The 25,137-nt window shown below is 56.0% G+C and carries 16 protein-coding genes and 1 pseudogene; 12 read left to right on the top strand and 5 right to left on the bottom strand.

Annotation, left to right across the window (positions count from 1 at the left end; genetic code table 11):
- Positions 1–76: 76 nt before the first annotated feature.
- The 12 genes and pseudogenes from IPM39_08030 (at position 77) to IPM39_07975 (ending at position 15,473) form a co-directional block, all read left to right on the top strand.
- Positions 77–723: pseudogene (locus tag IPM39_08030) on the top strand (L-ribulose-5-phosphate 4-epimerase).
- Positions 724–898: 175 nt separating this feature from the next.
- Positions 899–2,401: an L-arabinose isomerase gene (gene araA / locus IPM39_08025; GenBank protein ID MBK8986015.1), complete on the top strand. Its 1,503-nt coding sequence runs from the start codon at positions 899–901 to the stop codon at positions 2,399–2,401.
- A gap of 217 nt (positions 2,402–2,618) precedes the next feature.
- On the top strand, positions 2,619–4,208 hold the full coding sequence (locus tag IPM39_08020) for a helix-turn-helix domain-containing protein (protein ID MBK8986014.1): 1,590 nt from the start codon (positions 2,619–2,621) through the stop codon (positions 4,206–4,208).
- Between the two features lie 22 nt (positions 4,209–4,230).
- A complete protein-coding gene (locus IPM39_08015; GenBank protein MBK8986013.1) occupies positions 4,231–5,772 on the top strand; it encodes a sensor histidine kinase in 1,542 nt (513 codons plus the stop codon).
- Positions 5,772–6,785 carry an ABC transporter substrate-binding protein gene (locus IPM39_08010; GenBank protein MBK8986012.1) on the top strand — a complete coding sequence of 338 codons (1,014 nt, stop codon included), beginning with the start codon at positions 5,772–5,774 and terminating at the stop codon, positions 6,783–6,785. Before IPM39_08015 ends, IPM39_08010 begins: the two co-directional genes overlap by 1 nt.
- A gap of 419 nt (positions 6,786–7,204) precedes the next feature.
- A complete protein-coding gene (locus tag IPM39_08005; protein MBK8986011.1) occupies positions 7,205–8,179 on the top strand; it encodes an ABC transporter substrate-binding protein in 975 nt (324 codons plus the stop codon).
- Positions 8,180–8,305: 126 nt separating this feature from the next.
- Complete coding sequence (locus IPM39_08000) at positions 8,306–9,829, top strand: sugar ABC transporter ATP-binding protein (GenBank protein ID MBK8986010.1); 1,524 nt, start codon at positions 8,306–8,308, stop codon at positions 9,827–9,829.
- A complete protein-coding gene (locus tag IPM39_07995; protein ID MBK8986009.1) occupies positions 9,826–10,893 on the top strand; it encodes an ABC transporter permease in 1,068 nt (355 codons plus the stop codon). The genes IPM39_08000 and IPM39_07995 overlap by 4 nt, the downstream gene beginning before the upstream one ends.
- On the top strand, positions 10,890–11,930 hold the full coding sequence (gene yjfF / locus IPM39_07990; GenBank protein MBK8986008.1) for a sugar ABC transporter permease YjfF: 1,041 nt from the start codon (positions 10,890–10,892) through the stop codon (positions 11,928–11,930). The genes IPM39_07995 and yjfF overlap by 4 nt, the downstream gene beginning before the upstream one ends.
- 331 nt (positions 11,931–12,261) lie before the next feature.
- Positions 12,262–12,711, top strand: coding sequence for a chorismate mutase (gene aroH, locus IPM39_07985; protein ID MBK8986007.1), 450 nt, complete (start codon positions 12,262–12,264; stop codon positions 12,709–12,711).
- A gap of 42 nt (positions 12,712–12,753) precedes the next feature.
- On the top strand, positions 12,754–13,854 hold the full coding sequence (aroF, locus tag IPM39_07980) for a 3-deoxy-7-phosphoheptulonate synthase (protein ID MBK8986006.1): 1,101 nt from the start codon (positions 12,754–12,756) through the stop codon (positions 13,852–13,854).
- A 293-nt stretch (positions 13,855–14,147) separates the two neighbouring features.
- The gene (locus IPM39_07975; GenBank protein ID MBK8986005.1) at positions 14,148–15,473 is read left to right on the top strand and encodes an MFS transporter; all 1,326 of its coding nucleotides are present in this window, start codon (positions 14,148–14,150) and stop codon (positions 15,471–15,473) included.
- A gap of 59 nt (positions 15,474–15,532) precedes the next feature.
- Here IPM39_07975 and IPM39_07970 read toward each other — a convergent pair whose 3' ends face one another.
- The 5 genes from IPM39_07970 to IPM39_07950 form a co-directional block, all read right to left on the bottom strand.
- Complete coding sequence (locus IPM39_07970; protein MBK8986004.1) at positions 15,533–17,737, bottom strand: S9 family peptidase; 2,205 nt, start codon at positions 17,735–17,737, stop codon at positions 15,533–15,535.
- Positions 17,738–17,762: 25 nt separating this feature from the next.
- On the bottom strand, positions 17,763–19,220 hold the full coding sequence (locus IPM39_07965) for a potassium/proton antiporter (protein ID MBK8986003.1): 1,458 nt from the start codon (positions 19,218–19,220) through the stop codon (positions 17,763–17,765).
- Position 19,221: 1 nt separating this feature from the next.
- Positions 19,222–21,111, bottom strand: coding sequence for an ABC-F family ATP-binding cassette domain-containing protein (locus IPM39_07960; GenBank protein ID MBK8986002.1), 1,890 nt, complete (start codon positions 21,109–21,111; stop codon positions 19,222–19,224).
- A gap of 824 nt (positions 21,112–21,935) precedes the next feature.
- Positions 21,936–22,937 (bottom strand): hypothetical protein, encoded by a 1,002-nt coding sequence (locus IPM39_07955; GenBank protein ID MBK8986001.1) that lies wholly within the window; start codon positions 22,935–22,937, stop codon positions 21,936–21,938.
- Between the two features lie 90 nt (positions 22,938–23,027).
- The gene (locus tag IPM39_07950; GenBank protein MBK8986000.1) at positions 23,028–25,028 is read right to left on the bottom strand and encodes a protein kinase; all 2,001 of its coding nucleotides are present in this window, start codon (positions 25,026–25,028) and stop codon (positions 23,028–23,030) included.
- Positions 25,029–25,137: the final 109 nt, after the last annotated feature.

Below are 25,137 nucleotides of genomic sequence, written 5' to 3'. Positions count from 1 at the left end.
AAGGGATGACGCCGTGGCGCACCGCCCCCCTGCCTCGGCACCAAGTAGAAAATTTGACGCTACGGGAAGAAGCGATATGCTTGAAACACTAAAAGAAGAACTCGTGCAACTGCATTTTGAATTACCAAAAATAACCTGGTCGCCTGGACCAGCGGCAACATCAGCGCCCGTGATCCGGAGACCAATCTGGTGGTTATTAAACCGACCGGTATTAAATTTCCCGACCTGACAGCGGAGAGTATGGTGGTGGTGGATTTGGATGGCAATATCGTCGAAGGTGTTTACAAAGCGTCCTCAGACACGGCGTCGCACTGCTACATGTACCGCCACATGCCAGAGGTGAACGGCATCGTCCACACCCATTCGCGTTATGCCACGGCGTTTGCCACCCACGGGCGCGGCATCCCCTGCATCACCACCGCGATGGGCGATGAGTTTGGCGGGGACATTCCCTGCGGCGGCTTTGCGCTGATCGGCGGGGAAGAGATTGGACAGGTGGTGGTGGAAACGCTTAAAGGGAGCCGCAGTCCGGCCTGCTTGCTGCAAAGTCACGGCGTATTTACGGTGGGCGCAACGGCCGAAAAAGCGGTGAAAGCGGCCGCGATGACAGAAGACAACGCCGCTGTTGCCTGGGCGTCGCTGCTGCTGGGCGCGCCTCTAACCATTGCCCAGGCGGACATTGATAAGCTGTATGACCGGTATCAGAACGTATATGGGCAATAAGCCCAACAGATGACGGCTATTTTAGAAGTGACTGTCATCTGAGATCAACACGTTTTGGGCATTTTCTCCTCCTGCGCCAGGGCCGCGCCTTTGCCAAAGCCCTGGGGCGCGGGCCCGAGGCGAAGGTCCGGGAGCTCACCCCCCAGTCAAAGGTTCACATCAAAGGAATAATCAAATGAATACAGATATTTTTGCTCCATTGGAAGTGTGGTTTGTGGTGGGCAGCCAGCATTTGTACGGTCCGGCAGCGTTGGCGCAGGTAGCGGATAACGGCCGTTTCATCACCAACGCCCTCAACGATTCTCATAAATTACCCGTCAAGGTTGTGTTTAAACCCATCGTCACCCGTCCCGAAGAGGTGTATGGCGTGTGCCAGGAAGCCAATTCAGCCCCAAACTGCATCGGCCTGATTTGCTGGATGCACACTTTTTCCCCGGCCAAGATGTGGATTGCGGGCTTGCAGGCGCTGCAAAAACCCTTTGTGCAGTTCCATACCCAGTTCAATGCGGAAATCCCCTGGTCTACCATTGACATGGATTTCATGAATTTGAACCAGACGGCGCACGGTGGGCGGGAGTTTGGCTTCATCGGCGCGCGCCTGGGGTTGGCGCGCAAGATTGTGGTGGGCCACTGGCAGGATGAGGAAGTATTGGCGCGGCTGGACGTGTGGCTGCGCGCCGCCGCCGCCTGGCACGATGCGCAAGGGGCCAAATTCGCCCGTTTTGGCGACAATATGCGCGAAGTGGCGGTGACGGAAGGCAACAAGGTGTCGGCGCAGATGAAGTTTGGCTACTCGGTGAACGGGTATGGCGTGGGCGACCTGGTGCAATACATCCATGCGGTGTCGGAAACGGCCGTTACCGACCTCATCACCATTTACGAAGACAGCTACACCCTCGCCCCCTCCCTACAAACCGGCGGCAGCCAGCGCCAATCATTACGCGACGCCGCCCGCATCGAACTGGGTATGCGCGCCTTTCTGGAAAATGGCGGTTTCAAAGGGTTCACCACCACCTTTGAAGATCTGCACGGAATTAAGCAACTACCGGGCATCGCAGCGCAGCGGCTTATGGCCGATGGCTATGGTTTTGGCGCAGAAGGGGACTGGAAAACGTCTGCCCTGCTGCGCGCCATGAAGGTGATGGGCGCAGGCTTGAGCGGCGGGACTTCCTTCATGGAAGATTACACCTATCATTTCAGCAAAAATGGCGACAGAGTATTGGGCGCGCATATGCTGGAAATCTGCCCCAGCATTGCCGCCGGCAAACCATCGCTGGAAATTCATCCACTCGGCATCGGCGGCAAAGAAGACCCGGTACGGCTGGTTTTCGACTCTCAGACCGGACCAGCGCTCAACGCCTCCATCATTGACCTGGGCAGCCGCTTCCGTTTAATCGTCAACACGGTGGAAGTAGTACCCACGGAGCAGCCGCTGCCCAAACTGCCGGTGGCGCGCGCCCTGTGGACGCCGCAGCCCAACCTGAAAGTGGGCGCGGCCGCCTGGATTTTAGCCGGCGGGGCGCACCATACCGGGTTCAGCCTGTCCGTCACCACCGAACACATGGAAGATTTTGCCGAGATAGCCGGCATCGAATATCTGCTGATTGACGAAAACGCCACAGTTGCCAGCATTAAAAAAGAGCTGCACTGGAACCAGGTCTATTACACATTACGGTAAGTCCCGCTGCTTAAGATGACGCCTTGCGGCGGGGCGGTTCCGGGAGCCGCCCCGCCATTTGCTGCTCATTGAGCTTCATTGACGCTCAATTTGGGCTATGTTACACTGATTTCTTGCTGACTTGCATGGAACTGACGACCGGCAAGGAAAACTGCCGTTCCGTTCTTTCTCCCCATATCTACCAACTCCTGCGACATTGTGAAGGAAGAGGTACTGCATGGTATACAAAGTATTTTTAGTGGAGGACGAGGCCGCTGCCAGAGTGGGAATACGGGACAACGTAAACTGGCGAGCTGCCGGTTTTGAATTTTGCGGCGAAGCCCCTGATGGAGATATCGCCCTTCCCCTCATCGAAACCACCCAACCCGACCTTCTGATCACAGACATCAAAATGCCCTTCATGGACGGTTTGCAGTTGAGCAAACTGGTGCGGCAGCGCATGCCCTGGATCAAAGTGGTCATCCTCAGCGGGCATGATGAGTTTGAGTATGCCCAATCGGCCATCGAACTGGGCGTCTCGGAATACCTGCTTAAGCCGATAACGGCCGTTAAGCTGCACGAAGTCCTCACAAAAATTGCCGCGCTGCTGGACCAGGAACGGGAAGAGCGCGAAAAACTCAAACAACTGCAAAGGCAGCTTCAGGACAATCTGGCCTTACAGAGAGAAAGACTGCTGTTCCAACTCGTTGTGGGCGGTGTGCCGTCGGCCGAAGCCATTGAGCAATGTCAGCAGCTTGGTTTGAACATTATTGCCCCGTACTATCTGGTGGCCCTCATCAGAATCACGGCGCCAACAGCAGCGCAGCATCTCACCTACGCCGAGTACCAACAGATTCAGTCAATCGCAGCAGACCTGATCTACCCCCACCCCGGCACGTTTCTCACCCAAAAAAGCGTGGAAGAACTCCTGCTGATCATCACCGGGGACAGCCTGGACGAGCTGACCCAAGACGGCGCTTTTCTGACCGACTTGATTCAACAAGAAGTAGAAAACGCCGTCTCGTGCCTGGTGACCATTGGCATTGGTTCCCCCTACCAGCGGCTCACGGAAATCTCGCAGTCCTTTGCGGAAGCGCTCGCCCAGGTTAAGAATGCCGGAACCGGCGCCGCCATGAGTGATTGGCATAACGGCCGTGATTCCGTAGAGAAACTAAAACTGGAACAAACGGCCGTTGAACACTATCTAAAAGGGGGCGCCAACGAAGACTTCGCAGCCTTTTACAGCGCCCACCTCCACCCCCTCGCCAAAGCGGCCGCCCACTCCTATCTGGTCAAACATTACTTGTTTGTAGACCTCATCTTAACCACCGCCGAATTCATCAGCGAATTAGGCGGCGATCCCGCTCAGGTGATCCCCGAAATTCAAAATATAGAAAAGCTGCTGGCCGGCATTAAAACGACCGACCAGATAAGAGAAACAATCAGCAAACTCTTTACCCAGGCTTTCGCGTTTCGTAATAACCACACCTCGCACCAAAGAAACCGCAACATCCACGACGTGAAAGCCTTCATTGACGAACACTTTACCAACCCGGATTTGATGCTCAACGATGTCGCCGCTAAAGCAAACCTCAGCCCCAGCTATTTCAGCGCCATCTTCAGCGACGAATTCGGCGAGTCATACAAAGAGTACATTACCCGGCTCAGAATGGAACGCGCCAAAGAGCTGCTGTTAACCACAAATCTTAAATGTTCAGAAATAGCCTACCAAAGCGGTTACAACGATCCACATTATTTCAGCCATGTATTCCGCAAAAACACCGGACTCCCGCCGCAGCAGTTCCGGCAGCAGCCCCAGGCAAAATAAGCATACAGATAGAGGCAATCCTATGAATGCCGAACTGATTTCAAACGACCCCCCGGTTCTAACCCCAGGTTACATGGGCAAATTTGTCGCCTTGTTTGCCAGCGTACAGTTGTCACTTCGCGCCAAAATATTGCTCTCCTTCTTCACCGTCATCCTGCTGCTGTCGGCTGTCAACATCCTGCTCATCATGGAAATGCTGCGCTTTAACCGCCAATACGACGCCATTATCAACAATATCACCACGGCAAACAGCATCAATGGCTTCATTAAGCCAGCCATTGATACCGAAATGTGGGGCATCGTCTCCGGCCGAACAGAATTTGCAGAAGGGCAGCAGTACCAGATCATCGAACAAGTCAATACCCAAATTGATTTCCTCATGGCAAACGCCAATTCCGACAAATCACAAATCAAACTGGAAGTAATCCGGCGCACGATGGGCACGTTGACTTACTATGTAGACCTCATGGGAGAGCAGATTGAGCAGGGAAGCCGTGTCGCTAAAAACGAAGAAGTACTCGACAATATCCGCGGCGTTTCAACGGTTATTGAAGACAGCATTCAAGATTACATGTTGTTTGAAGTCAACGAAGCAGAAAAGCAGTATGACGAGAGCCAGGCGCGGTTTACTCGGCTTTCTGTCCTGTACACGATTTTATTGCCCGGCGTCATCGGTTTTTCCATTTTGGCGGCCTGGATCATCTCCGCCAGCATCTACATTCCCATCAAAAAGCTGCACGATGTCACCACCACCATCACCGGAGCAGACTTGCAAGGGCTGGTCACCAGCAACAACGTGGATGAGATCACCGAACTGGGCATCAGCTTCAACATCATGATCGGAAAAATCCGCGAACTATTGACTGCCAAAATCAATGAGCATGATAATTTACAGAAAGCAGAACTCAAAGCGCTGCAAGCGCAAATCAACCCCCATTTTCTTTACAACACCCTGGACACCATTGTCTGGATGGCTGAGGCAAACAAGAGCGACCAGGTCATAGAAATGGCCTGCGCCCTTTCCAGCTTCTTTCGCATTGCCCTGAGCAAAGGCAAAGACTGGATCACTGTGCAACAAGAAATTGAACATGTCAGGAGCTATTTGGCAATCCAAAAAATGCGCTATGAAGACATTCTGGATTACCAGATCGAAGTAGACGAAACGTTACTGGATCACACCATTCTCAAGCTGACGCTGCAGCCGTTGGTTGAAAACGCTCTCTATCACGGCATAAAAACCAAAAGAAATGGTGGGAAAATTTGTGTTCGTGTGAATCAATCGGCGAATAAAAACATGCTGCTGCTCCATGTGGAGGATAATGGCGTAGGTTTTACTCCTTATAAACTTGCCAAAATCCAGGCGATGCTCGCCGAAGATTCTGGGGAACCTCTGATGAAAGACAGTGGATTTGGCCTGGGTAACGTCAATAAACGCATCAAACTGTATTACGGGATGCAATATGGGCTGTCTATCAGCAGCCAATACCGGGATGGCACCCAGGTGACGATTGCCATTCCCAATCGGTATGAACCAATCGAAAAGAGTGAATGGGAGCCGGCATGATGAGTTTATTTCTGAGGTCATCGGCTAAACTGCTGGCGCTGTTCAGCCTCGGTTTTTTCATGGCAGCCTGCACGGCGGAATCGGGTTCCGACACGACGGAACTTACCCGGCTGCCCGAACAGATCAATGGTAAAAAAACTTACTCAGAGCTGGTTGTAGGGTATTCGCAAATTGGCGCGGAAAGTGAATGGCGCATTGGCAATACGGCTTCAATCTTGGAGTCAGCGGAGGATTTAGGTGTGGAGCTGCTTTTCTCCGATGGTCAGCAGCGGCAAGAAAATCAAATTCGGGCCATTCGCACCTTTATCGCCCAGCGGGTAGATGTGATTGGCGTATCACCGGTGGTGGAAACCGGCTGGGACTCTGTTTTCCAGGAAGCAAAAGACGCCGGCATTCCCATTATTTTAGTAGACAGAAGAGCGGCCGTTTCCGAGGACCTTTACACCGCTTATCTGGGATCTGATTTCCTTGAAGAAGGGAAAAATGCCGGCCGGGTCATGGTAGATTTATTGGGGGGGGAAGGGCATATTATCGAACTGGTAGGAACAGTTGGATCCGCGCCCGCCCTGGACCGTTTCGTCGGCTTTCGCGAAATCATCCAGGAGCATCCAGGGATGGAAATTATCGCTTCGGAATCGGGCGACTTTACCAGAGCAAAGGGCGAAGAGGTCATGGGGGATTTGCTCAAAATATATGGCAGCGAGATAGACGCGGTGTACGCCCACAATGACGACATGGCGATTGGCGCCATTCGGGCCATAGAGGCTTATGGTTTGAAGCCCGGCCAGGATATCAAGATTGTGTCTATTGACGCCATTCGAGATGCGTTTCAAATGATGATAGACGGCAAACTGAATGCCACGATTGAATGTAACCCGCTGTTAGGCCCCCAATTTTTCGAGCTGGCGCTGAAGGTGGCAAATGGAGAACCTGTGCCCAAATGGATCCCCTCTGAAGAAGGGGTGTTTTTCCCTGAAGATGCGGCTGAAATTTTGCCTTCACGCAGATATTAGGCGCCAGAAAACCGCCGGGTTTTATCACTGCGCCAGCCCAGGCCCTCGCGGTTTAAACCCTTTGATTCCAAGCAGTTAAACTATCCAGAAAGTCTTTTCCTGCAGTTGTAGGGCGATTTTCCAAATCGCCCAGTGAACGATTTTCCAAATCGTTCTACAAATTGGGCGAAGATTTCTCTGGACGCCTATATCATAAATTTCTTAACTGCTATCATAAAAATTTTAACCCTCTCAGCAGAGGGTTTTTTATTCCCTATGAAACCGAAATTTTTCCCCTAAAACTCCTGGTGAAACTCCAAGAACTCCCCACAAAAATGGATTGAGTTCAACCAGTCTTACCCAGTACCATTTATCTATTAACCGTTTCAGTTACATCCATGGTCATTACACCCATGGTAAAGGATAAGGAGATGAGAACCATGAAAAAATTTAGTTTAATCATGATTGCCCTGCTTATGTTTGTAGTGATAGTAGGCTGTTCGGGTGGAGAAGCAGAACCATCTGCCCCGGACGCAGCCGCCAAGAAGATGGAAGATTTGGTTGTCGGTTACGCCCAAATTGGCGCTGAAAGTGAGTGGCGGACTGCTAACACAGCCTCTATTCAAGAAACAGCCAAAAACCTCAATGTTGACCTCCGTTTCTCTGATGCCCAGCAAAAACAAGAAAACCAGATCGCGGCCATTCGTTCTTATATCGCTGAAGGCGTGGACGTGATCGGCTTTTCACCTGTTGTCGAAACCGGCTGGGAAACCGTGCTCCAGGAAGCCAAAGACGCCGGCATTCCTGTGATCATGGTTGACCGCCGCGCCGATGTGCCCCGGGAACTTTATGCAACTTACCTGGGGTCTGACTTTGTCGAAGAAGGCAGAAAAGCTGGCAACGAGATGAATAAACTGCTGTCTGATGGCGGCAAAATCGTTGAACTTGTGGGCACGGTTGGTTCTGCCCCGGCCAATGACCGTTATTCCGGTTTCCGGGAAACAGTCAACAGCAATATCCAAATCGTTGATTCGCAGTCTGGTGACTTTACCCGCGCCAAAGGTAAAGAGGTCATGGAAGCCTTCTTGAAGAAATACGGCAATGAAATTACCGGCCTCTATGCCCACAACGATGACATGGCGATTGGCGCCATTCAGGCCATCGAAGAATTTGGCCTGAAACCGGGCGTAGACATCAAGATCGTCTCCATTGACGCTGTGCGCGGCGCTTTTGAAGCCATGATTGCTGGCAAACTGAACGTAACCGTTGAGTGCAACCCGCTGCTCGGTCCGCAGTTCTACGAATTGGCGTTACGGGCGGTAAACGGCGAATCTCTGCCGGAATGGGTTCCATCTGAAGAAAGTGTGTATTATCCTGACAACGCAGCCGAACTGCTGCCGGAGCGCCAATATTAGTTGGACGGCCCGCTGCCATTAACATGGCTCCGTTTAGAATATAAGTAAAAGGTTGGGAGAGTAGCGATTGGCTACTCTCCCAACCTTCCATTATGGATTTCCGGGAATTCATTGAAGAGGAATCTCATGCCAGAAGATACAAGCAACCTTTTAATCATGCAGGGTATCTCCAAGGCTTTTCCAGGGGTGCAGGCGCTCGAAAATGTAGATTTTGACTTGAAGCCGGGCGAAATTCATGCGGTGGTGGGCGAAAACGGGGCCGGAAAATCCACGTTGATCAAAATTATTACCGGCGTGGAAAGACCGGACCGGGGTCAAATCACGCTGGGGGATGAGATCATTCATGTCAAATCACCACAACATGCCCAAACGTTAGGCATCAGCACGGTTTATCAGGAAATAAACCTGTGTGACAATCTATCTGTCGCTGAAAATATATTGTTGGGTCGTGAACCGCGAAAGTTTGGCAGAATTGATTGGCGCTCCATGCGCGAGCAGGCGCGGCAAATTTTGCTGCGCCTGAACGTAGATATTGATGTCAGCCTGGATTTGGGTGAATATTCGATAGCGCTTAAACAAATGACGGCCATTGCCCGCGCCCTGGAAATTTCTTCCGCCAGAATTCTTATTCTGGACGAGCCGACCTCCAGCCTGGATGCCCACGAAACGGAAAACTTGTTTGCGGTCTTGCGCAAGCTCAAAGAAGAAGGGCTGGGCATTGTTTTCATCACCCATTTTATTGATCAGATCTATGAAGTGACCGACCGGGTGACGGTTTTACGCAATGGCAAGTTGGTGGGAACTTTTGAAACGGCCGTTTTGCCCCGCTTAGAACTGATTGCCCACATGATCGGCAGAACACTTGGTGATTTCAACGACATGGCCCAAATCAAATTGAAAAGCGGCAAACAGGCCCAAGAAAAAGTAATACTCCAGGCGCGGCAGTTCGGCCGCAAAGGATCCATCGCTCCCCTCAATTTAAACCTGCACGCCGGAGAAGTCCTGGGTTTTGCCGGTCTGTTAGGCTCCGGGCGCACCGAAACCGCCAACCTGCTCTTTGGCGTAGACAAACCAGACGAAGGCACACTCTCCTTCGCGGGCAGCGATGTCAAGAAATTTTCACCAGCAGACTCCATCGCCAGAGGGGTGGCCTTCTGCCCGGAAGACCGCAAAGCCGATGGCATCGTAGACGAACTCACCGTCCGGGAAAACATCGTCCTGGCCCTGCAATCCAACCGCGGCTGGCTCAGGCAGTTAAGCAGACAGCAGCAGTATGACATAGCCGACAAGTTCATTAAGATGCTTAACATCAGCACACCTTCCCCAGAACAGACCATCAAAAACCTAAGCGGCGGCAACCAGCAAAAAGTCATCCTGGCGCGCTGGCTGGCGACCAACCCCCAGGTACTCATCCTGGATGAGCCGACGCGCGGCATAGACATTGGCGCCAAAGCCGAAATTCAAAAATTAGTGCTGGAACTGGCCGAAGAAGGCAAAGCCTGTATTTTCATTTCCTCAGAACTGGATGAAGTGCTGCGCACCAGTCACCGCATCATCGTCTTACGCGATCAAGAAAAAGTCAGCGAGTTTTCTGACCAGGTGGATGAACACACCATCATGGAAGCTATGGCAGGGAGCAGTGACCTATGAGACCAACTAATATCTCCTGGCAGCGCCTACGAGACAGCCAACTATTTTGGCCGTTGTTAGCGCTGGCTCTGATCATGCTCTTCAATGTATTTTTCACACCGGGTTTTTACAATGTGGAAATAAAAGACGGGCATCTCTCCGGATTTCTGATCGACATCCTCAATCGTGGTTCCATCCTGATGCTGCTCGCCCTGGGCATGACCATGGTGATTGCCACCGGCGGCGTTGACCTTTCTGTCGGAGCTGTCGTCGCCATCTCGGCGGCCACCGCCACCGTCCTGATTAATCCGGCGCTGGCAAAGCAGTTGATCAGTTCAGAAGAATTAATTAAAGATGTCACCTACACCCCCTTGTGGCTGTGCATCCTGACGGCGCTGCTGGCGGCAACCCTTTGCGGTCTGTGGAACGGCTTCCTGGTCTCCAGAGGGAAAATCGAACCGATGGTGGCGACCCTCGTCCTGATGGTCGCCGGCCGGGGCATCGCCCAACTGATCTCCAATGGGCAGATCATTACTGTTTATTACAGCCCTTATTTTTTCATCGGCAACGGATATCTTCTCGGGCTGCCATTTCCCCTCTTTATCGTCGCCTTCATCTACTTCCTGACCTGGCTTTTGGCAAGACGCACCGCTTTCGGCATGTTTGTCGAGTCTGTCGGCATCAACGCCCGTTCCAGCTTCCTCAGCGGCATTAGCGCCAAAAACATCAAACTGATTGTGTACACCATTTCCGGGTTTTGCGCCGGTATCGCCGGGATCATCTACAGTTCAAACGTCAAAAGCGCCGACGCCAACAATGCTGGTCTCAACCTTGAATTGGATGCCATCCTGGCGGTGGTTATCGGCGGCACATTGATGACGGGCGGCCGTTTTTCATTGTTAGCCAGTCTCATTGGCGCCCTGGTTATTCAAAGCACGACCACCACTATGTATGCCCTGGGTGTGCCGGCGATGGCCGCCTCCACCATCAAAGCCCTGGTGGTCTTGATTGTCATTTTGCTGTATTCAGATCAGACAAAGGTGGTTTTAGGCCGGTTGTTTGAAAGAGAAAGGGCCGGAACATGACAACAAAGTTGAAGATAAACCGGAAATTTGTTCCCGTGCTGACGACAATTGGCGTCTTTTTGGTGTTGTACTTTTACGGGTTCCTGCAATACAAAGGGATGCGCACACCTCAGGCATTTTTGAACCTGTTTGTGAACAATGCCTTCTTGCTCATCACCTCTATTGGCATGACATTTGTGATCCTGTCCAAAGGCATTGACCTTTCCGTGGGCGCGATGATCGCCCTGACTTCGGTGACGTCCGCCGCCCTGTTGGAACGCACCGGGCTGAGTCCACTCATTGTCATTCCCCTGATGCTGTTAATGGGCACGCTGTTCGGGGCGACCATGGGCATGATCATCCACGTTTTTAAGGTGCAGCCCTTTATTGTGACGCTGGCTGGTATGTTTTTTGCCAGAGGGATGTGCTTCTTCATCAGCCTGAACGCTATTCCCATCCGCGATCCCCTGTACCGGACGATGGCGCTGTACCGGCTGCAGCTCCCATTTTTTGAAAGAGCGTTCATCAGCCTGGGGGCAGTTACCGCCTTGATTGTTTTGATTGTGGGCATGTATGTGGCCCACTTTACGCGCTACGGCCGTTCTGTCTATGCGGTGGGCGGCAGTGAACAATCCGCCTTGTTGATGGGTCTGCCGGTCGGCCGCATTAAGATTTCTGTGTACGCCCTGAATGGTTTCTGTTCGGCGCTGGCAGGCATTGTCTTTAGCGTTTCGCTGCTCTCCGGGCATGGGCTGTACGCCACCAGTGTAGAACTGGACGCCATTGCTTCCGTAGTCATCGGCGGTACGCTGCTGACCGGCGGACAAGGCTACGTGTTTGGCACGCTGTTTGGTGTCCTTGTCACCGGGCTAATCCAGATGCTGATTCAGTTTAACGGCGAACTCAGCTCCTGGTGGACACGCATCGCCGTAGGCGCGCTGACCTTAATCTTCATCGGCGTGCAAAGCCTGTTTGTCAGCAGCCGGAAACGCCGGGCCATCACCAAACAAACTGTCAAAGAAACCATCCCTATCCGAAGCGCTGAAGGTTTGGCATAACACATCAACTGTGTCTGGAAAATGATTTTGTACAAATCAACCAAAAATCCACCCCTTCTATCGGGCATTTTTTCATCCGGCTGCCGGTTGACGCGCTTTGATCAACCTGATAAGATGCTGACTATGAAATTGCAGCTTGTCAATGGTTTTTACTTTTATTTTTTTGCTAACAAACTCCGGCCGCACCAGGCTGAGGAGGTTGTTTCGCTTTAGGTAAAAGCCAGGCAAACAAACGAACTCAACAAGACGCGGCCCTAACAGGCCGCGTCTTTTTTGTTTTACCCGGTGCGCCAGCAGGATGCTGGCGCTACCACAACACAGGAGGAGATTGATGAAAAACGGCCGTACCCCTACCACCCCCCATCTGCTGTGCCGTGGCGTGCGCGGCGCAACCACCGTCACCGTAAACAGCGCCGAGGCCATCCTCTGCGCCACCCGCGAGCTGCTGGTGACAATGGTGCGGGCCAATGGCATCACGCCAGACATGGTTGCCAGCGCCTATTTCACCACCACCACAGACATCAACGCCACTTATCCCGCCACAGCCGCCCGACAGCTTGGCTGGTTCGATGTGCCCCTGCTGTGCGGCCACGAAATGAACGTGCCCAACAGCCTGCCCCGCTGCATCCGCATCATGCTGCACTGGAACACAGACAAAACGGCGCAGGAAATCATCCACGTCTACCTGCACGAAGCCCACTCACTGCGCCCAGACAAAGAAGATATACCACCTGTACCGACGGAAGAAATCGAAATGATGATGCAGTTGGCTGTAAGCTAAGTGCTTGCAGTTTATAACCCAACAAAAAGGAAGAGGAGAATTATGATCGTCGTGATGCAACCAGCAGCCACCCAGGAACAGGTGGGCGCAATTATTGATCGCGTAGAGGCGGTGGGCTGCAAAACCCACGCCATTATTGGCGTCGAACGCACCGTCATCGGCGTCATCGGCGACGGCCGTGCCATAGATGCACGGCAAATCGGCCGGATGAGCGGCGTGGAGAGCGTGATGCCCATCTCCAAGCCCTACAAAGGGGCCAGCCGTGAGTTTAAACCCCAAGATACCATCATCCAGGTGGGCAATGTGACCATTGGCGGCCGCAGTCTGGTGATGATGGCCGGGCCTTGCTCGGTCGAAGGGCGCAGCCAGATCATCGAAGTCGCCCACGCCTGCCAGGAAGCCGGGGCGCACATCTTGCGCGGCGGCGCGTACAAACCGCGCAGTTCACCCTACTCTTTCCAGGGACTTGGCGAAGAAGGGCTGCGCTACCTGGCCGAAGCTCGCGAAGCCACCGGGATGCCGATCATCACCGAAGTGATGGAACCGGCGCTGGTCCCGCTGGTATGCGACTACGCCGACATCCTCCAGGTTGGCGCGCGCAACATGCAAAATTACGCCCTGCTCAACGCCATCGGCAAATCGGGCCACCCGGTGCTGCTAAAGCGCAGCTTCAGCGGAACGATTGAAGAATGGCTGATGAGCGCCGAATACATCCTGAGCCACGGCAACAACAACGTCATGCTGTGCGAGCGGGGCATTCGCGCCAATGAGACGGAAACGCGCAACACCCTGGACATCAGCGCCGTGCCGGTAATCAAACACCTGTCGCACCTGCCGATCATTGTGGACCCCAGCCACGCCACGGGCAAGTGGGAATACGTGGGCGCAACTTCCAAAGCAGCCGTCGCCGCCGGGGCGGATGGGGTCATTTTGGAGGTCCATCCGCAGCCAGATCAGGCCTGGTCAGACGGCCGTCAATCGCTCAAACCGGAAAAATATGCCGCCCTGGTGCGCGAGATGCGCGCCGTAGCGCTGGCCGTTGGCCGGGACATTTCAACCCCTGAGGCTCACGCCAAGTTGAATGGGCATGGGAAACGGCTTTTGCCGGCGGCCAGCGATTCTCATATTGCAATCCAGCCGTAGGGGCGGGACAGGCGGTACAGCGTCTTTGCCAATCACCAATGCCTTGCCTCCCGCCTGTCTCGCCCCTCTTCAGGGCGAGATGGCGCGGAAAAATGCCGTCCGCTGCGGCTGTTGCCTGTCCGCGCCGTCCCGCCCCTACCAACCACCATGACAAATGGAGAATTGCTGATTGGCAGGCTTGAGGCTGCGGCCGTTTATGAGATAATCAAGCGTCAAACGTCCCTGGTCACGTTTGACGCTTGACCTCTGACGCATGTCAATCTTAAAAAGACCTCCTAAACGCCTGGAACCCTATGTTAGCCGCAACTCAGTTAAGGTCAGCCCTGCGCTGGCTGATTCGGGCCGACCTACCGGCCCCACCACGCACCGACGCCGAAATCACGGCCGAAGTCGAACAAAATTATCGCTGGAATTTCACCGTCAATTTATTGGACGGTGTGGCTTTTTGGTTTGGCGCCAGCTTCATTTCTTCGGCGACCATTGTGCCGCTGTTTATTAGCCAGCTTACCGACAGCGCCTGGGCGATTGGCGTCGCGGCGATGATTGCGCAGGGGTCCTGGTTTGCGCCACAACTATTCACCGCCAACCACGTGGAGCGGTTGGCGCGCAAAAAGCCGGTGGTGGTGAATTTAGGCTTGTTCCTGGAGCGCATCCCACTTTGGTTAATGCCCCTGGCGGCGCTGTTGGCGGTGCGCTCGGCTGGGGCCGCGGTGCTGCTGTTCCTGTTGGCCTACGCCTGGCATGGCCTGGGGGCCGGCGTGGTCGCCACCGCCTGGCAAGATATGGTCGCCCGCTGTTTTCCGGTGGACCGACGCGGCCGTTTTTTGGGCATCACCATGTTCTTGGGGGCCGGTTCCGGCCTGGCGGCGGCCAGTTTAAGCGCCTGGTTTCTGGAACGCTTCCCGTTCCCGCTAAATTTTGCCTATTCGTTTGGGCTGGCAGCGCTGTTTATCAGCCTGAGCTGGCTGTTTTTGGCGCTGACACGTGAACCGGCGCAGCCATCCTTTGTGCCGCGCCAGAGCAGCGGCCAATATATGCGGACGCTGCCAGACATTGTGCGCCGCGATGATAATTTTCGGCGCTTTTTGCTGGGGCGGCTGCTGCTGGCGTTGGGTGGTATGGGCACGGGTTTTGTAACGGTAACGGCCGTACAGCGCTGGCAAATCCCCAACAGCACGGTTGGCTTATACACGCTGGCGCTGCTCATCGGCCAGACCGTTGGCAACCTGTTTTTTGGGCTGCTGGCCGACCGGCGTGGGCACAAACTGTCGCTGGAACTCAGTGGGCTGACCGGCATGGCCGCCTTTGTGGTCGCCTGGCTGGCGACGGAACCGGTCTGGTATTACGCCGCTTTTGTGCTGCTGGGCGTCACCTCCGGCGGCGTTATTGTGTCTGGCATTCTGGTGGTGATGGAGTTTTGCCAGCCGGAAAAACGGCCGACTTACGTGGGATTGGCGAATACGGCCGTTGGCATCATCAGCCTGCTCGCGCCACTGTTTGGCGCCGCCCTGGCCAGCTACAACGCCAATTGGCTGTTTGCCTTCAGCGCCCTGTTCTACGCGCTCTCCTTCATCATCCTGCGCTGGTGGGTCCGCGAACCCAGGTTTAATGATCAATAGTTAATGATCAATGGGTGTGTTTCCAATGAATTGAGATTGAAACGCACCCACTGCCAATTTCACAGATTCGCCACGAAGTAATCGCGGATACGCTGCTCCATGTAGATGCGGTCGGCCAGACCACGGGGGGAATGGCGCTCGTCGGGGAAAAGCAGCAGGTCATACGGTTTGCCGGCGTGGATGAGGGCATTGATCAGGCGGGCCGTGTGGCGGAAATGGACGTTTTCGTCAATCAGGCCATGCACCAGCAGCAGTTTGCCGCTGAGTTTTTCGCTGTGGGCCATCACGCTTGCCTGAGCATACCCTTGCGGGTTGTCCTGCGGCCGGCCCATGTAACGCTCGGTGTAATGGGTATCGTAGCCATCATAATGGGTGACGGGTGCGCCGGCGACGGCAACCTTAAAAGTCTCCGGGGCCTGCGCCAAACACATGGCGGCCATATACCCCCCATAGCTCCAACCATAAATGCCCACCCGCGCTGCATCGGCCAGACCTTGCGCCACCAGCCACCTCACCCCATCCACCTGATCTTGCACCTCAATCTGGCCCATGCGCCCTTTGATCCAGCTTTCAAAGGCCAGACCGCGCCGGGCGCTGCCGCGATTATCTAACAGAAACACCAGATACCCCTGCTGCGCCAGGTATTGGGCGCGCATGTTGGCCGTCAGCAGCCAACTGTCGGTGACGCGCTGGGCGTGGGGGCCACCATAGACGCTGACGATGGTGGGATGGGGGCCTGAGCCAAACAGGCTGGGCGGGCGAAAAATTGCACCGTAGAGCGTTTCGCCGTCGCGGGTAGGCAAGGTGACGATACGCGGCGTCTGGAGGGCTAATTCGGTCAGGCGGGGGTCGTCGTTGGTGTAGAGGGTGCGCAGCGCCGCGCCATCGGCCAGATTACGCAGGGTAACGGCCGTTGCCCGGTTTAGGCTGTGGTGGCTGTCCACGAAGCGGCGCTTTTGCCCGTCTATGACCACGCTGTGGGTTCCGGCCTCGGCCGTCAGGCGGCGGGGGTCGCCACCGCCAAGCGCCACAACGTACAGATGCGTCTCTAACGGGCCATCGGCCGTGCCCAGGAAGTAAACCAGGCCGGCTGCTTCGTCTACGGCGGCGATTTCGGTGACAAGCCAGTCGCCCTGAGTCAACGGCCGTTCCAACCCACCATCACCATCGTACAAATACAAGTGCATAAAACCGGTGCGCTCAGAACCCCAGAGGAAACGGCCGTCGGCCAACGGCCAAAACAGGTTGTGCAGGTTGATCCAGACGTCGCTGCTTTCGCTGATCAGGGTCCGTTTTGTCCCCGTCTGGATGTTAAATTCCACCAGGTCCAGCCGGGTCTGGGCGCGATTTTCGATTTGGGCTGTCAGACGGCCGTTGGGCAGCCAGTTCACCCGCGCCAGATAGATGTCGGCATCTTCGCCCAGGTCCAGCCAGATAGGGTCGCCACCGTCGCGGTGGACCCCACTGCCGCGGTGGACCCCACTGCCGCGGTGGACCCCACCGTCGCGGTGGGCCAAGCCCAGGCGCACTCTGGCGTTGTCCCGCCCGGCAAAGGGGTAGCGGTGGTCTTCTTGGACCGCATCGCCAGTCTGCGCCTTGCCCTGGTGAACGATGCGGTAGATGGGAATATGGCTTTCGTCCACTTCCGTGAAAGCCAGCCATTGGCTGTCTGGCGACCACCAATACCCTTCGCTGCGGCCCATTTCTTCCTGGGCGATAAATTCGGCCAGACCATGCGTTTGGCCGTCGCTGCCGCACGCGCCGCGCGTCAGTTGGCGTGGCCGGCCATCGGCGATGGGAACCACGTACAGTTCGGCGTCTTGCACAAAGGCCACCCACTGCCCATCGGGGGCGAAGCGGGCGTCCAACAAGGGTGTCCCGTTACCGGCGACCAACAGCCGCAGTTCGGTGTCTGGCCCATCTTGCACGTACAAATTGCCGCCCACGGGCAGCAGTAGGCGGCGGCCCTGGCCCCAGGCATAGCGGGTAACGCCCAGCCCATGCTGGCGCAGCCGCTCGCGCTGCAATGTTTCGGCCAAAGAGAGCGTGTCTTCGGCGTCGCCGCGGCCGGGGGGTAAGACCAACGACCGTGTTACGCCGCTGGCAGGATCAAAGGCCATCAATTGGCGGGTCAGGCTGCCCTCGGTGCTGTGCAAATAAGCAACAAGCATGTCATCAGGGCTGAAGGTGACGGCCGTTGGCGCGTTCATGCCCGGCAGCGGATATGTGGCAACATCAGCAGGTAAAATGGGACGATGGTTCATAATAACCCTTAATCCTGTGCATCAATCAGCTCATCGGCGCGTTAAATCTGGCGGCCACGTCGGCAAACGACGGCTTGTCGGACAACAGCAGCAGCGTATCGCCGGCCTGCACCACCGTGCCACCGCCGGGCAGCACAAACTCGCTGCCTCTGGCGATTAACACAATCAGCAGGCCGGCCGGCAGACCCAATTCAACAATAGACTTACCGACGGCCGGCGATCCGGCCGGTATGGGCAACTCCTTGAGTTCGCTTTTCAATCCATCCATCGGCATATACTCGATGGGGTACACCTGTTTGGGTATCGTTGGGGCATCCACCTTCAACCAGCGGGCGACCAGCGACAAAGTCGTTCCTTGCAGCAGCACCGACGTGAGGACAATAAAAAATACTACGTTAAAAATCAGGTCCGCCTGTGGCAGCCGGGCCAACAGCGGAAAGGTTGCCAGGATAATGGGAGCGGCCCCGCGCAGCCCGACCCAAGATAGATAGCTCTTTTCGCGCCAGGTTAATTTACTCGGCAGCAGGCTAACAAAGACACTGACCGGCCGGGCCACAAATATCAGATAGCCGGCAATCAGCAGACCCACACCCATAATAGGAACCACCCGCGACGGGAAAACCAGCAAACCCAGGGTCAAGAACATGGCGATCTGCATCAGCCAAGCCAGGCCATCGTGAAAACGCATCAGGCTGCGCTTATGGATGAAATCGTTATGGCTGAGGACAATGCCCGCCAGATAAACGGCCAGAAAGCCGCTGCCGTTCAGGCCATCGGTGAGAGTAAAGGTCAACAGAACCAGGGCCAACGTCAGAACGGGATACAGGCCCTCGTACCCTAATTTGACATGGTTGATCAAATACAGAATCGCCCGGCCCATCACATAACCCATCGCCGCGCCAATGCCCATTTGCAAGGCGAACAAACCGAGCAGGCTCACCGGAGAGGCATCTGGGTGGGTGAGTAGGTGAATGAACCCTACCGTGAGGAAGATAGCCATCGGATCGTTGCTGCCCGATTCCAGTTCCAACAGCGGCTTCAGCCGTCCCTTGAGGCTCAGCCCTTTGGAACGGAGAATGGAAAATACGGCCGCAGCATCCGTGGAGGAGACAATTGCCCCCAACAGCAGCCCCTCCAGCAGCGAAAAGCCCAGAAGGTAGGAGGTAAACAGACCGACAGTCAGGGCAGTTATCAAAACGCCAACGGTAGACAGCAGCAGTCCTTCTTTGAGGACCGGGCGGATGGTTGTCCAATCGGTGTCCAGGCCACCGGAGAATAAAATGAGGACCAGAGCGATGACGCCTAGGAACTGCGCCAGGGCGGGGTCGTCGAAGTAAATGCCACCCGGTCCATCGGACCCGACAAACATGCCCATGAGCAAAAACAGCAAAAGCGCCGGCACACCAAACCGGTCGGAGACCTTGCTGGCCAGCACACTGATCAGCAGCAGCAGGGATGCACTGATGAGAATATACTCGTTCACACTACCTTCCGGTTTCCGAGAGTTCCAACCAGCGGGTCTCGGCGATTTCCAGGGCGGCGCGCACGGCCGTTAACTCGTCCGACAAGGTTTGCAGGCGGGCATAATCCCCCCCAACCTGGTTGATGGCCGCCTCCAGTTGGGCGATCTGGGCTTCGAGCAGAGGAATCTGGGTCTCAACGGCCGTTAACTCCTGCTTCTCCTTCCACGTCAATTTGCGGACAACAGGCGGAGCGTGGCGCGCGGCCGGCGGCGGGCCGCTCCGCACTGGCCGTTCCTCGCTCGTCGTTCCCCGTTGTTCGTTCAGCAGCCGCCGGTACGTCTCATACGGCGTTGGGTAGCGCGTGCCCAACACGCCATCCTCAAAGCTGGCCAGGAAATCCACATTGCGATCCAAAAAATAACGGTCGTGGCTCACCACCACCAGACAGCCCTGAAAATAGTCCAAAAACTGCTCCAACACCGCCAGCGTTTCAATGTCCAGGTCGTTGGTCGGCTCGTCGAGAAACAGCACGTTGGGCTGGCGCACCAGCGTCAGCAGCAAATAGAGCCGCCGCCGCTCCCCACCGCTCAGGCTGCCGACATACGTCTGCTGGTCGGCGCGGCTGAACAGAAACCACTCCAACATTTGCGCCGCGTCTATACGAAATCCTTCGGCGTTTTTAACCAGCGGCGCAGCGTCGGCAATGGTATCAAACACACGCTGATCGTCGCGCAGACCGGCGCTCAACTGGTCGTAATACCCCAGTTCCACCGTTTCGCCCCAGGTCACTGTGCCGCTGTCTGGCGGCAGCTTGCCGGCCAGGATGTTGAGCAGGGTACTTTTGCCGGCGCCATTGGGTCCTAAAACGCCCACACGGTCGCCGGGGACCAGTTCAAAATCGAGACCGGCAAACAGCGCCAGGCTGCCAAACGCTTTGCTGAGGCCGCGCGCTTCCAGGACGCGCTTGCCCAGGCGGCGGCCGGCCAGCGAGATGGCCACTTGCGCCTCACGCCGGTCGTGGCGCAGGGTTTGCATTTCCTGGACGCGCTGGATGCGCGCTTTTTGCTTGGTGCTGCGGGCCGCCGGGCTGCGGCTGAGCCAGTCTAATTCGCGGCGCAGCAGCGCCTGCCGCTTTTTTTCGGTGGCGGCCAGTTGTTCATGGCGGACAGTGGCGAGTTCCAGGTAACGGCCGTAATTTCCCCCATAGCTCACCAACTGCCGCCGGTCCAGGTCCAGGATACGGTTGACCACCCGGTCCAGAAAATAGCGGTCGTGGGTCACCATCAGCAGCGCGCCGGGGCGATTTTTCAGGTACTCTTCCAGCCAGGCGATAGCCTCGGCGTCTATGTGGTTGGTCGGTTCATCCAGAATCAGCAGATCGGCCGGGGTGATGAGGGCATGGGCCAGGGCGACGCGCTTATGCTGCCCGCCGCTGAGAGTGGCGACCGGCGCAGCAAATTGGGTGACGCCTAATTTTGTCAGAATCGTTTTGGCTTCGGCTTCGGCCGCCCAACCATTGCTGCGGTCCATCACGGCCGTTGCCTCAGCAAAGGCCGCCTGCAATCCGGCGTCAGTCGGATTTCCTTGCAGCCGCTCATTGGCCGCCTCATAGTCACGCAGCACGCGCATCAACGGCGCGTCGCTGTGAAACACCGTCTCCAGCACTGTCAGGGATGGGTCTAGCTGCGGGTCTTGGGGCAGGAATTGCACGCCCACATGACCCCAAACGGTGATCTGCCCGGCGTCTGGCGCTTCCACGCCAGCAATCAGACGCAGCAGCGTGGTTTTGCCGCTGCCATTAGGACCAATCAGACCAATGCGGTCGCCATCGTTAATGAGTAAATTGGCGTTTTCCAGCAAGACGCGCTCGCTGTACTGCTTGCCGACGTTTTCCAGAGTAACAAAGTTCATGCTGCCAATTATCTCCAGACTACCCAACTCTTCAAGCCTTGTTCTGGGAATGAATTCCCAGGCTAAGGACATTGGTTACAAGTTAAGCAAATCCCAGGCATGTCAAAGACAATTGTCAACGAGCGCGGGCCGTAAAAGCCGGGTTTACCCGGCGTTGTTTTGTAGACCGGCGCTTTAGCGTTGGTCACCGGCGGCTATCCGTTGCGCCTGGAGCTAAAGCTCCAGGCTAAAAAACAACGCCCCGTAAACGGGGCTATAGCGTTTCGCGGTGTTTCCGTGCCAATTTTGCGCCTTGACAAAGATCAAAAAAACTTAACTTGTAGCCAATGGGCTAAGGAATGAATTCCCAGACTGAGACAAAAAACGTGCTGAAGCACGTTGAGGCGACACTCCCAACCCGTATTAACGGGTTTTGTGTCTCTCAGACGTCGGTTTCAACCGGTGTCAACAGCGCACCAGTTCCATAATTGGAATTACTGCTGAAGCAAAGGTTGTAATCTGGCATTTTTTGTAATGGTCAAGGGTTAGTAGAATCGTTGTCATTCTGACGAGTCTTCGAGGAAGAATCCCTTTCCCGTATACCAATAGGGATTCTTCGCTCCGAAGACTCCGCTCAGAATGACAATGCGACGCGATGTCCTTAACTTGATGAGTCTGACTAACCTATGACCATTGCATAATCTGGCATTTTTGTCACCTTGCCAGATGTCACCTTGTCACCTTATCAAGTACAAGAAGTTGTCTGAAAGCGGCTCCCCGTTGGCATACCTCGGCGGTCTTACGGACCCGGCAGTTTAGGCCGGGCGCAGGCACAGCTTGTAGATTTATTTGTTGTCATAAAACAACACCGCCAACATGCCCGCCAGATTTTGCGGCCAATCGGTATCGTCGTGGTTGATCAACTCGACCGTTATGGCTGGGATGCCTTGCGTAGTTAACCAATCACTGGCGTCGCCGGTGATGGCATAACTGGTAAATGCCTCAATAATCGGGTAGCCGCTGGCTAAGCCATAAACAGTCGCCAGGTCATAGGATGGCTGATAGGTGGTGGGGCAGCCGGAGGCGATGGCCGCATTGAGGGCGCTGTGCCAAAAAATGACCCCTTTGGGCTGCAGCGCCAGCAAATAATCGCGCAGGGCAATGGTCTCTGGCTCAGAAAACGGTTCACTCCCACCGCTTACCCTTTGGTCACGCCACAAAGCCCACTGCTGCCACTGACAATCCCAATTACGGTTCAGATCCACAGCGTTGCCGTTGAGCCGGCCGGGAAACGTATCACCGGAGACATGGCTTGGCGCAAATCGCCCCTCGCGTCCTGTCACCAAAAACTGCCCGTCCGGGTTAGCCGAAGGGATGATGTGCAGCGTGACGGCGTCGGGAATGCGATCCAGGTTAACCCGAAAATAGTCAATGGCCTCGTATGCCAACAGGATAGTATTCCATTCATACCCGCCGTGTATCCCACCGACAAAAACAACGTGGTTGGGTCCGTTTTTGAATTGATACGCTACGATGGGCCGCCCTTGAGTGGAAAAGCCAATCGTTTGGGTGATGGCGTTGGCCGGGGTGGTGGCCGTCGCCGGCGGCGTGTCGGTGGGGAATGGCGTGGGCGACGGCCGTTGCAGCACCGGCGTACTGGTGGGCACGGCCGTCTCCGTCACTGTGGGAATAAGGGTATAGGTGGGCGTGGGCTGGGGAGTAAACGTGCCCAACAACACGGCCGTCGCCATTGGCGTTGGCAGCAAAATTTCTGCCGGTTGGCAGCCCGATAGGAACAACAAAACCACAACCAGCCAAACGCCAGCAAACAAACCAGATCGCTTCATATGTCATCCATCAATGTGTAGAACGATTTTCCAAATCGTTTACTGGGCGATTTTCCAAATCGCCCGACAACCGCAGAATACAGCCCGACATCAACGGCCAAAATCGCGCAAGACGGCGCGAATCCCGGCCAGATTGTCGCGCCAATCCACCGTCACATAATCCGGCAAAATGACGGCAATGGCCGGGATACCCTGGCCGTCTAGCCAGTTTGTGCCGTCACCATTAAGAGTCTGATTGGTCAGATTCTCAAAATCGGCGATGGGATAACCGGCGGCGATGCCGTATGACTGAGCCAGGGGTACAGACACCTGGCTTGGCCCATCGCACGCGCCGGGAGAGGACAGTCCATTGGTGGTTCTGGCTTCCCAAAAAACCACAGCCCGCGCATCCACCGTCTGTATAAACTCGGCCAATGCCCTCGTTTCTGGCTCGGAGAAGGCGGCCGGGCCGCCCAGCCCGGGCACGGTGCTGCCGCGGAAGGTGGCGTCTTTGACCCAGCGGCAGTCCCAGTTGCGGTTCAGGTCTACACGATTGGCGTTGAGACGGCCGTCTAGCTCCCCTACCGCCGGCGGACTGTCTGGATTGGCGTTCAGGATGATATACAACGTGGCTTCCGGCGGTATTTCGGCCAGATTGGCCGAAAAATGAGTGACGGCCGTCTCGGCCAGGGTCACACTGCCGGGTACGGCCCCGGCATGCAAGCCGCCAATCATCACAATGGCCTGCGGACCGCCGCCCATGCGCACCACTTCAATCGGCCGATTCCCGGCCGAGTAGCCGATTGTCAGCCGCTCCGGACCGGGGTCAGGTGTTTCTGTGGGCTGGGGCGTGAAGGTGGGGTTCGCGGCGGGGTCGGGCGTTGGCGACAGCGTGGCGCTGGGCAGCGTGGCGCTGGGCAGCGTCACGACGGGCAGCGGCGTTTCTGGCGGTACTGTGGGCGAAGCGGGCGTGTTTTCCACGACGATGATGGCGGTGGTGGGCGTGGGCGTGGGCGTAGCCGCAGCTGCCAACCCGCCCCGCACACGCAGCGCCGCATAGCCGCCACCGCCCAGCAGCAGCAGCAAAATGACCACTACCAGGCCAATCAGCGCTCCTTTGCGGCTACCGGCGGCGCGCGGCACAGTCGGCTCGGTGCCTGGCGGCCAGCCGGGCGGCGCCAGGTTGGCCGGGCTGATGGTGTACTGGGCCATCGGCCCTGGCCGCCACGCGCCCGATGTGGAGATGCGCCCCGGTCCACCCTCGGCCTCAATGGCCTGGTCTATGGCATTGATCATATCGGCGGCCGTTTGGAAGCGGTGCATGGGGGTTTTCTGCATGGCGGCCTGCACCACGTAACGGGTGTGGGGCGTCAGGTCCTGGCGAATTTGTTCCAGGGGAATTGGCTCTTCGTAGACATGTTTGTGCAGCACGGCCAATGGGTCTTCGGCTTCAAACGGCCGTCGCCCGGCCAGCATCTCATACAAAATGACGCCCAGGGAGTAGAGGTCGGAACGGCCGTCTAGTCGTTCGCCACGCGCCTGCTCTGGCGACATGTAACTGGGCGTGCCGATGAGCGTGCCGGTTTGCGTCAGCTTGGGGGCGCTCTGCACGGCGGCGATGCCCAGGTCTACCAACATGGGCGTGCCATCTGGGCGCAGCAAGATATTGCTGGGCTTGATGTCGCGGTGGATAATGTCGGCGGCGTGGGCCACCCGCAGCGCGTCGGCCATCTGGCGCACAATCGCCAGCGCCTGCGTGGTGGGCAGCAAGCTGCCCCGCTTTTTGAGCAGCTCCAACGTTTCCCGCAGCGATCCACCCTCAATAAATGGCATGGCGATATACGGCCGTTGGTCCGGCGTCAGCCCAATGCCAAACACCTGAATGATGTTGGGATGTTCCAGCCGGGCGACAGTCTGCGCTTCGCGCCGGAAGCGTTCGACAAACTGCGAATCGGCCGAAAGCTGGGCCAACATCACCTTCAGGGCTACTTTGCGCTGCAACTGCACGTCGAACGCCTGGTAAACGTCGGCCATGCCGCCGCGGGCGATGTGGCTGGTCACTTCATATTGACCAATTTTCTGCCCAATGAGTTGTTTGGGGTCTGATGTCATGATGCCGTCCTAAAAACCGCGAGGGTTTCGCTGTCGCGCTAAGGAACGAAAGTTCAATTAAGTGCGAGACTCGTCATTCCCGCGAAGGCGGGAATCCATGTTTTGCAGG

Origin of the sequence: Candidatus Leptovillus gracilis, from assembly GCA_016716065.1 — a bacterium.
GTDB lineage: Bacteria > Chloroflexota > Anaerolineae > Promineifilales > Promineifilaceae > Leptovillus > Leptovillus gracilis.
Note: the sequence above shows the minus strand (reverse complement) of the source record. Positions and strands in the feature narration are given on the sequence as shown.

Bases quoted from the DNA above. Each gene is read 5' to 3' on its own strand.
- yjfF (MBK8986008.1), top strand. From the start codon at position 10,890: ATGACAACAAAGTTGAAGATAAACCGGAAATTTGTTCCCGTGCTGACG.
- aroF (MBK8986006.1), top strand. From the start codon at position 12,754: ATGATCGTCGTGATGCAACCAGCAGCCACCCAGGAACAGGTGGGCGCA.
- aroH (MBK8986007.1), top strand. From the start codon at position 12,262: ATGAAAAACGGCCGTACCCCTACCACCCCCCATCTGCTGTGCCGTGGC.
- IPM39_07995 (MBK8986009.1), top strand. From the start codon at position 9,826: ATGAGACCAACTAATATCTCCTGGCAGCGCCTACGAGACAGCCAACTA.
- IPM39_07955 (MBK8986001.1), bottom strand. From the start codon at position 22,937: ATGAAGCGATCTGGTTTGTTTGCTGGCGTTTGGCTGGTTGTGGTTTTG.
- IPM39_07970 (MBK8986004.1), bottom strand. From the start codon at position 17,737: ATGAACCATCGTCCCATTTTACCTGCTGATGTTGCCACATATCCGCTG.
- IPM39_08020 (MBK8986014.1), top strand. From the start codon at position 2,619: ATGGTATACAAAGTATTTTTAGTGGAGGACGAGGCCGCTGCCAGAGTG.
- IPM39_07960 (MBK8986002.1), bottom strand. From the start codon at position 21,111: ATGAACTTTGTTACTCTGGAAAACGTCGGCAAGCAGTACAGCGAGCGC.
- IPM39_08015 (MBK8986013.1), top strand. From the start codon at position 4,231: ATGAATGCCGAACTGATTTCAAACGACCCCCCGGTTCTAACCCCAGGT.
- IPM39_08005 (MBK8986011.1), top strand. From the start codon at position 7,205: ATGAAAAAATTTAGTTTAATCATGATTGCCCTGCTTATGTTTGTAGTG.
- IPM39_07975 (MBK8986005.1), top strand. From the start codon at position 14,148: ATGTTAGCCGCAACTCAGTTAAGGTCAGCCCTGCGCTGGCTGATTCGG.
- IPM39_08000 (MBK8986010.1), top strand. From the start codon at position 8,306: ATGCCAGAAGATACAAGCAACCTTTTAATCATGCAGGGTATCTCCAAG.
- IPM39_08010 (MBK8986012.1), top strand. From the start codon at position 5,772: ATGAGTTTATTTCTGAGGTCATCGGCTAAACTGCTGGCGCTGTTCAGC.
- IPM39_07950 (MBK8986000.1), bottom strand. From the start codon at position 25,028: ATGACATCAGACCCCAAACAACTCATTGGGCAGAAAATTGGTCAATAT.
- araA (MBK8986015.1), top strand. From the start codon at position 899: ATGAATACAGATATTTTTGCTCCATTGGAAGTGTGGTTTGTGGTGGGC.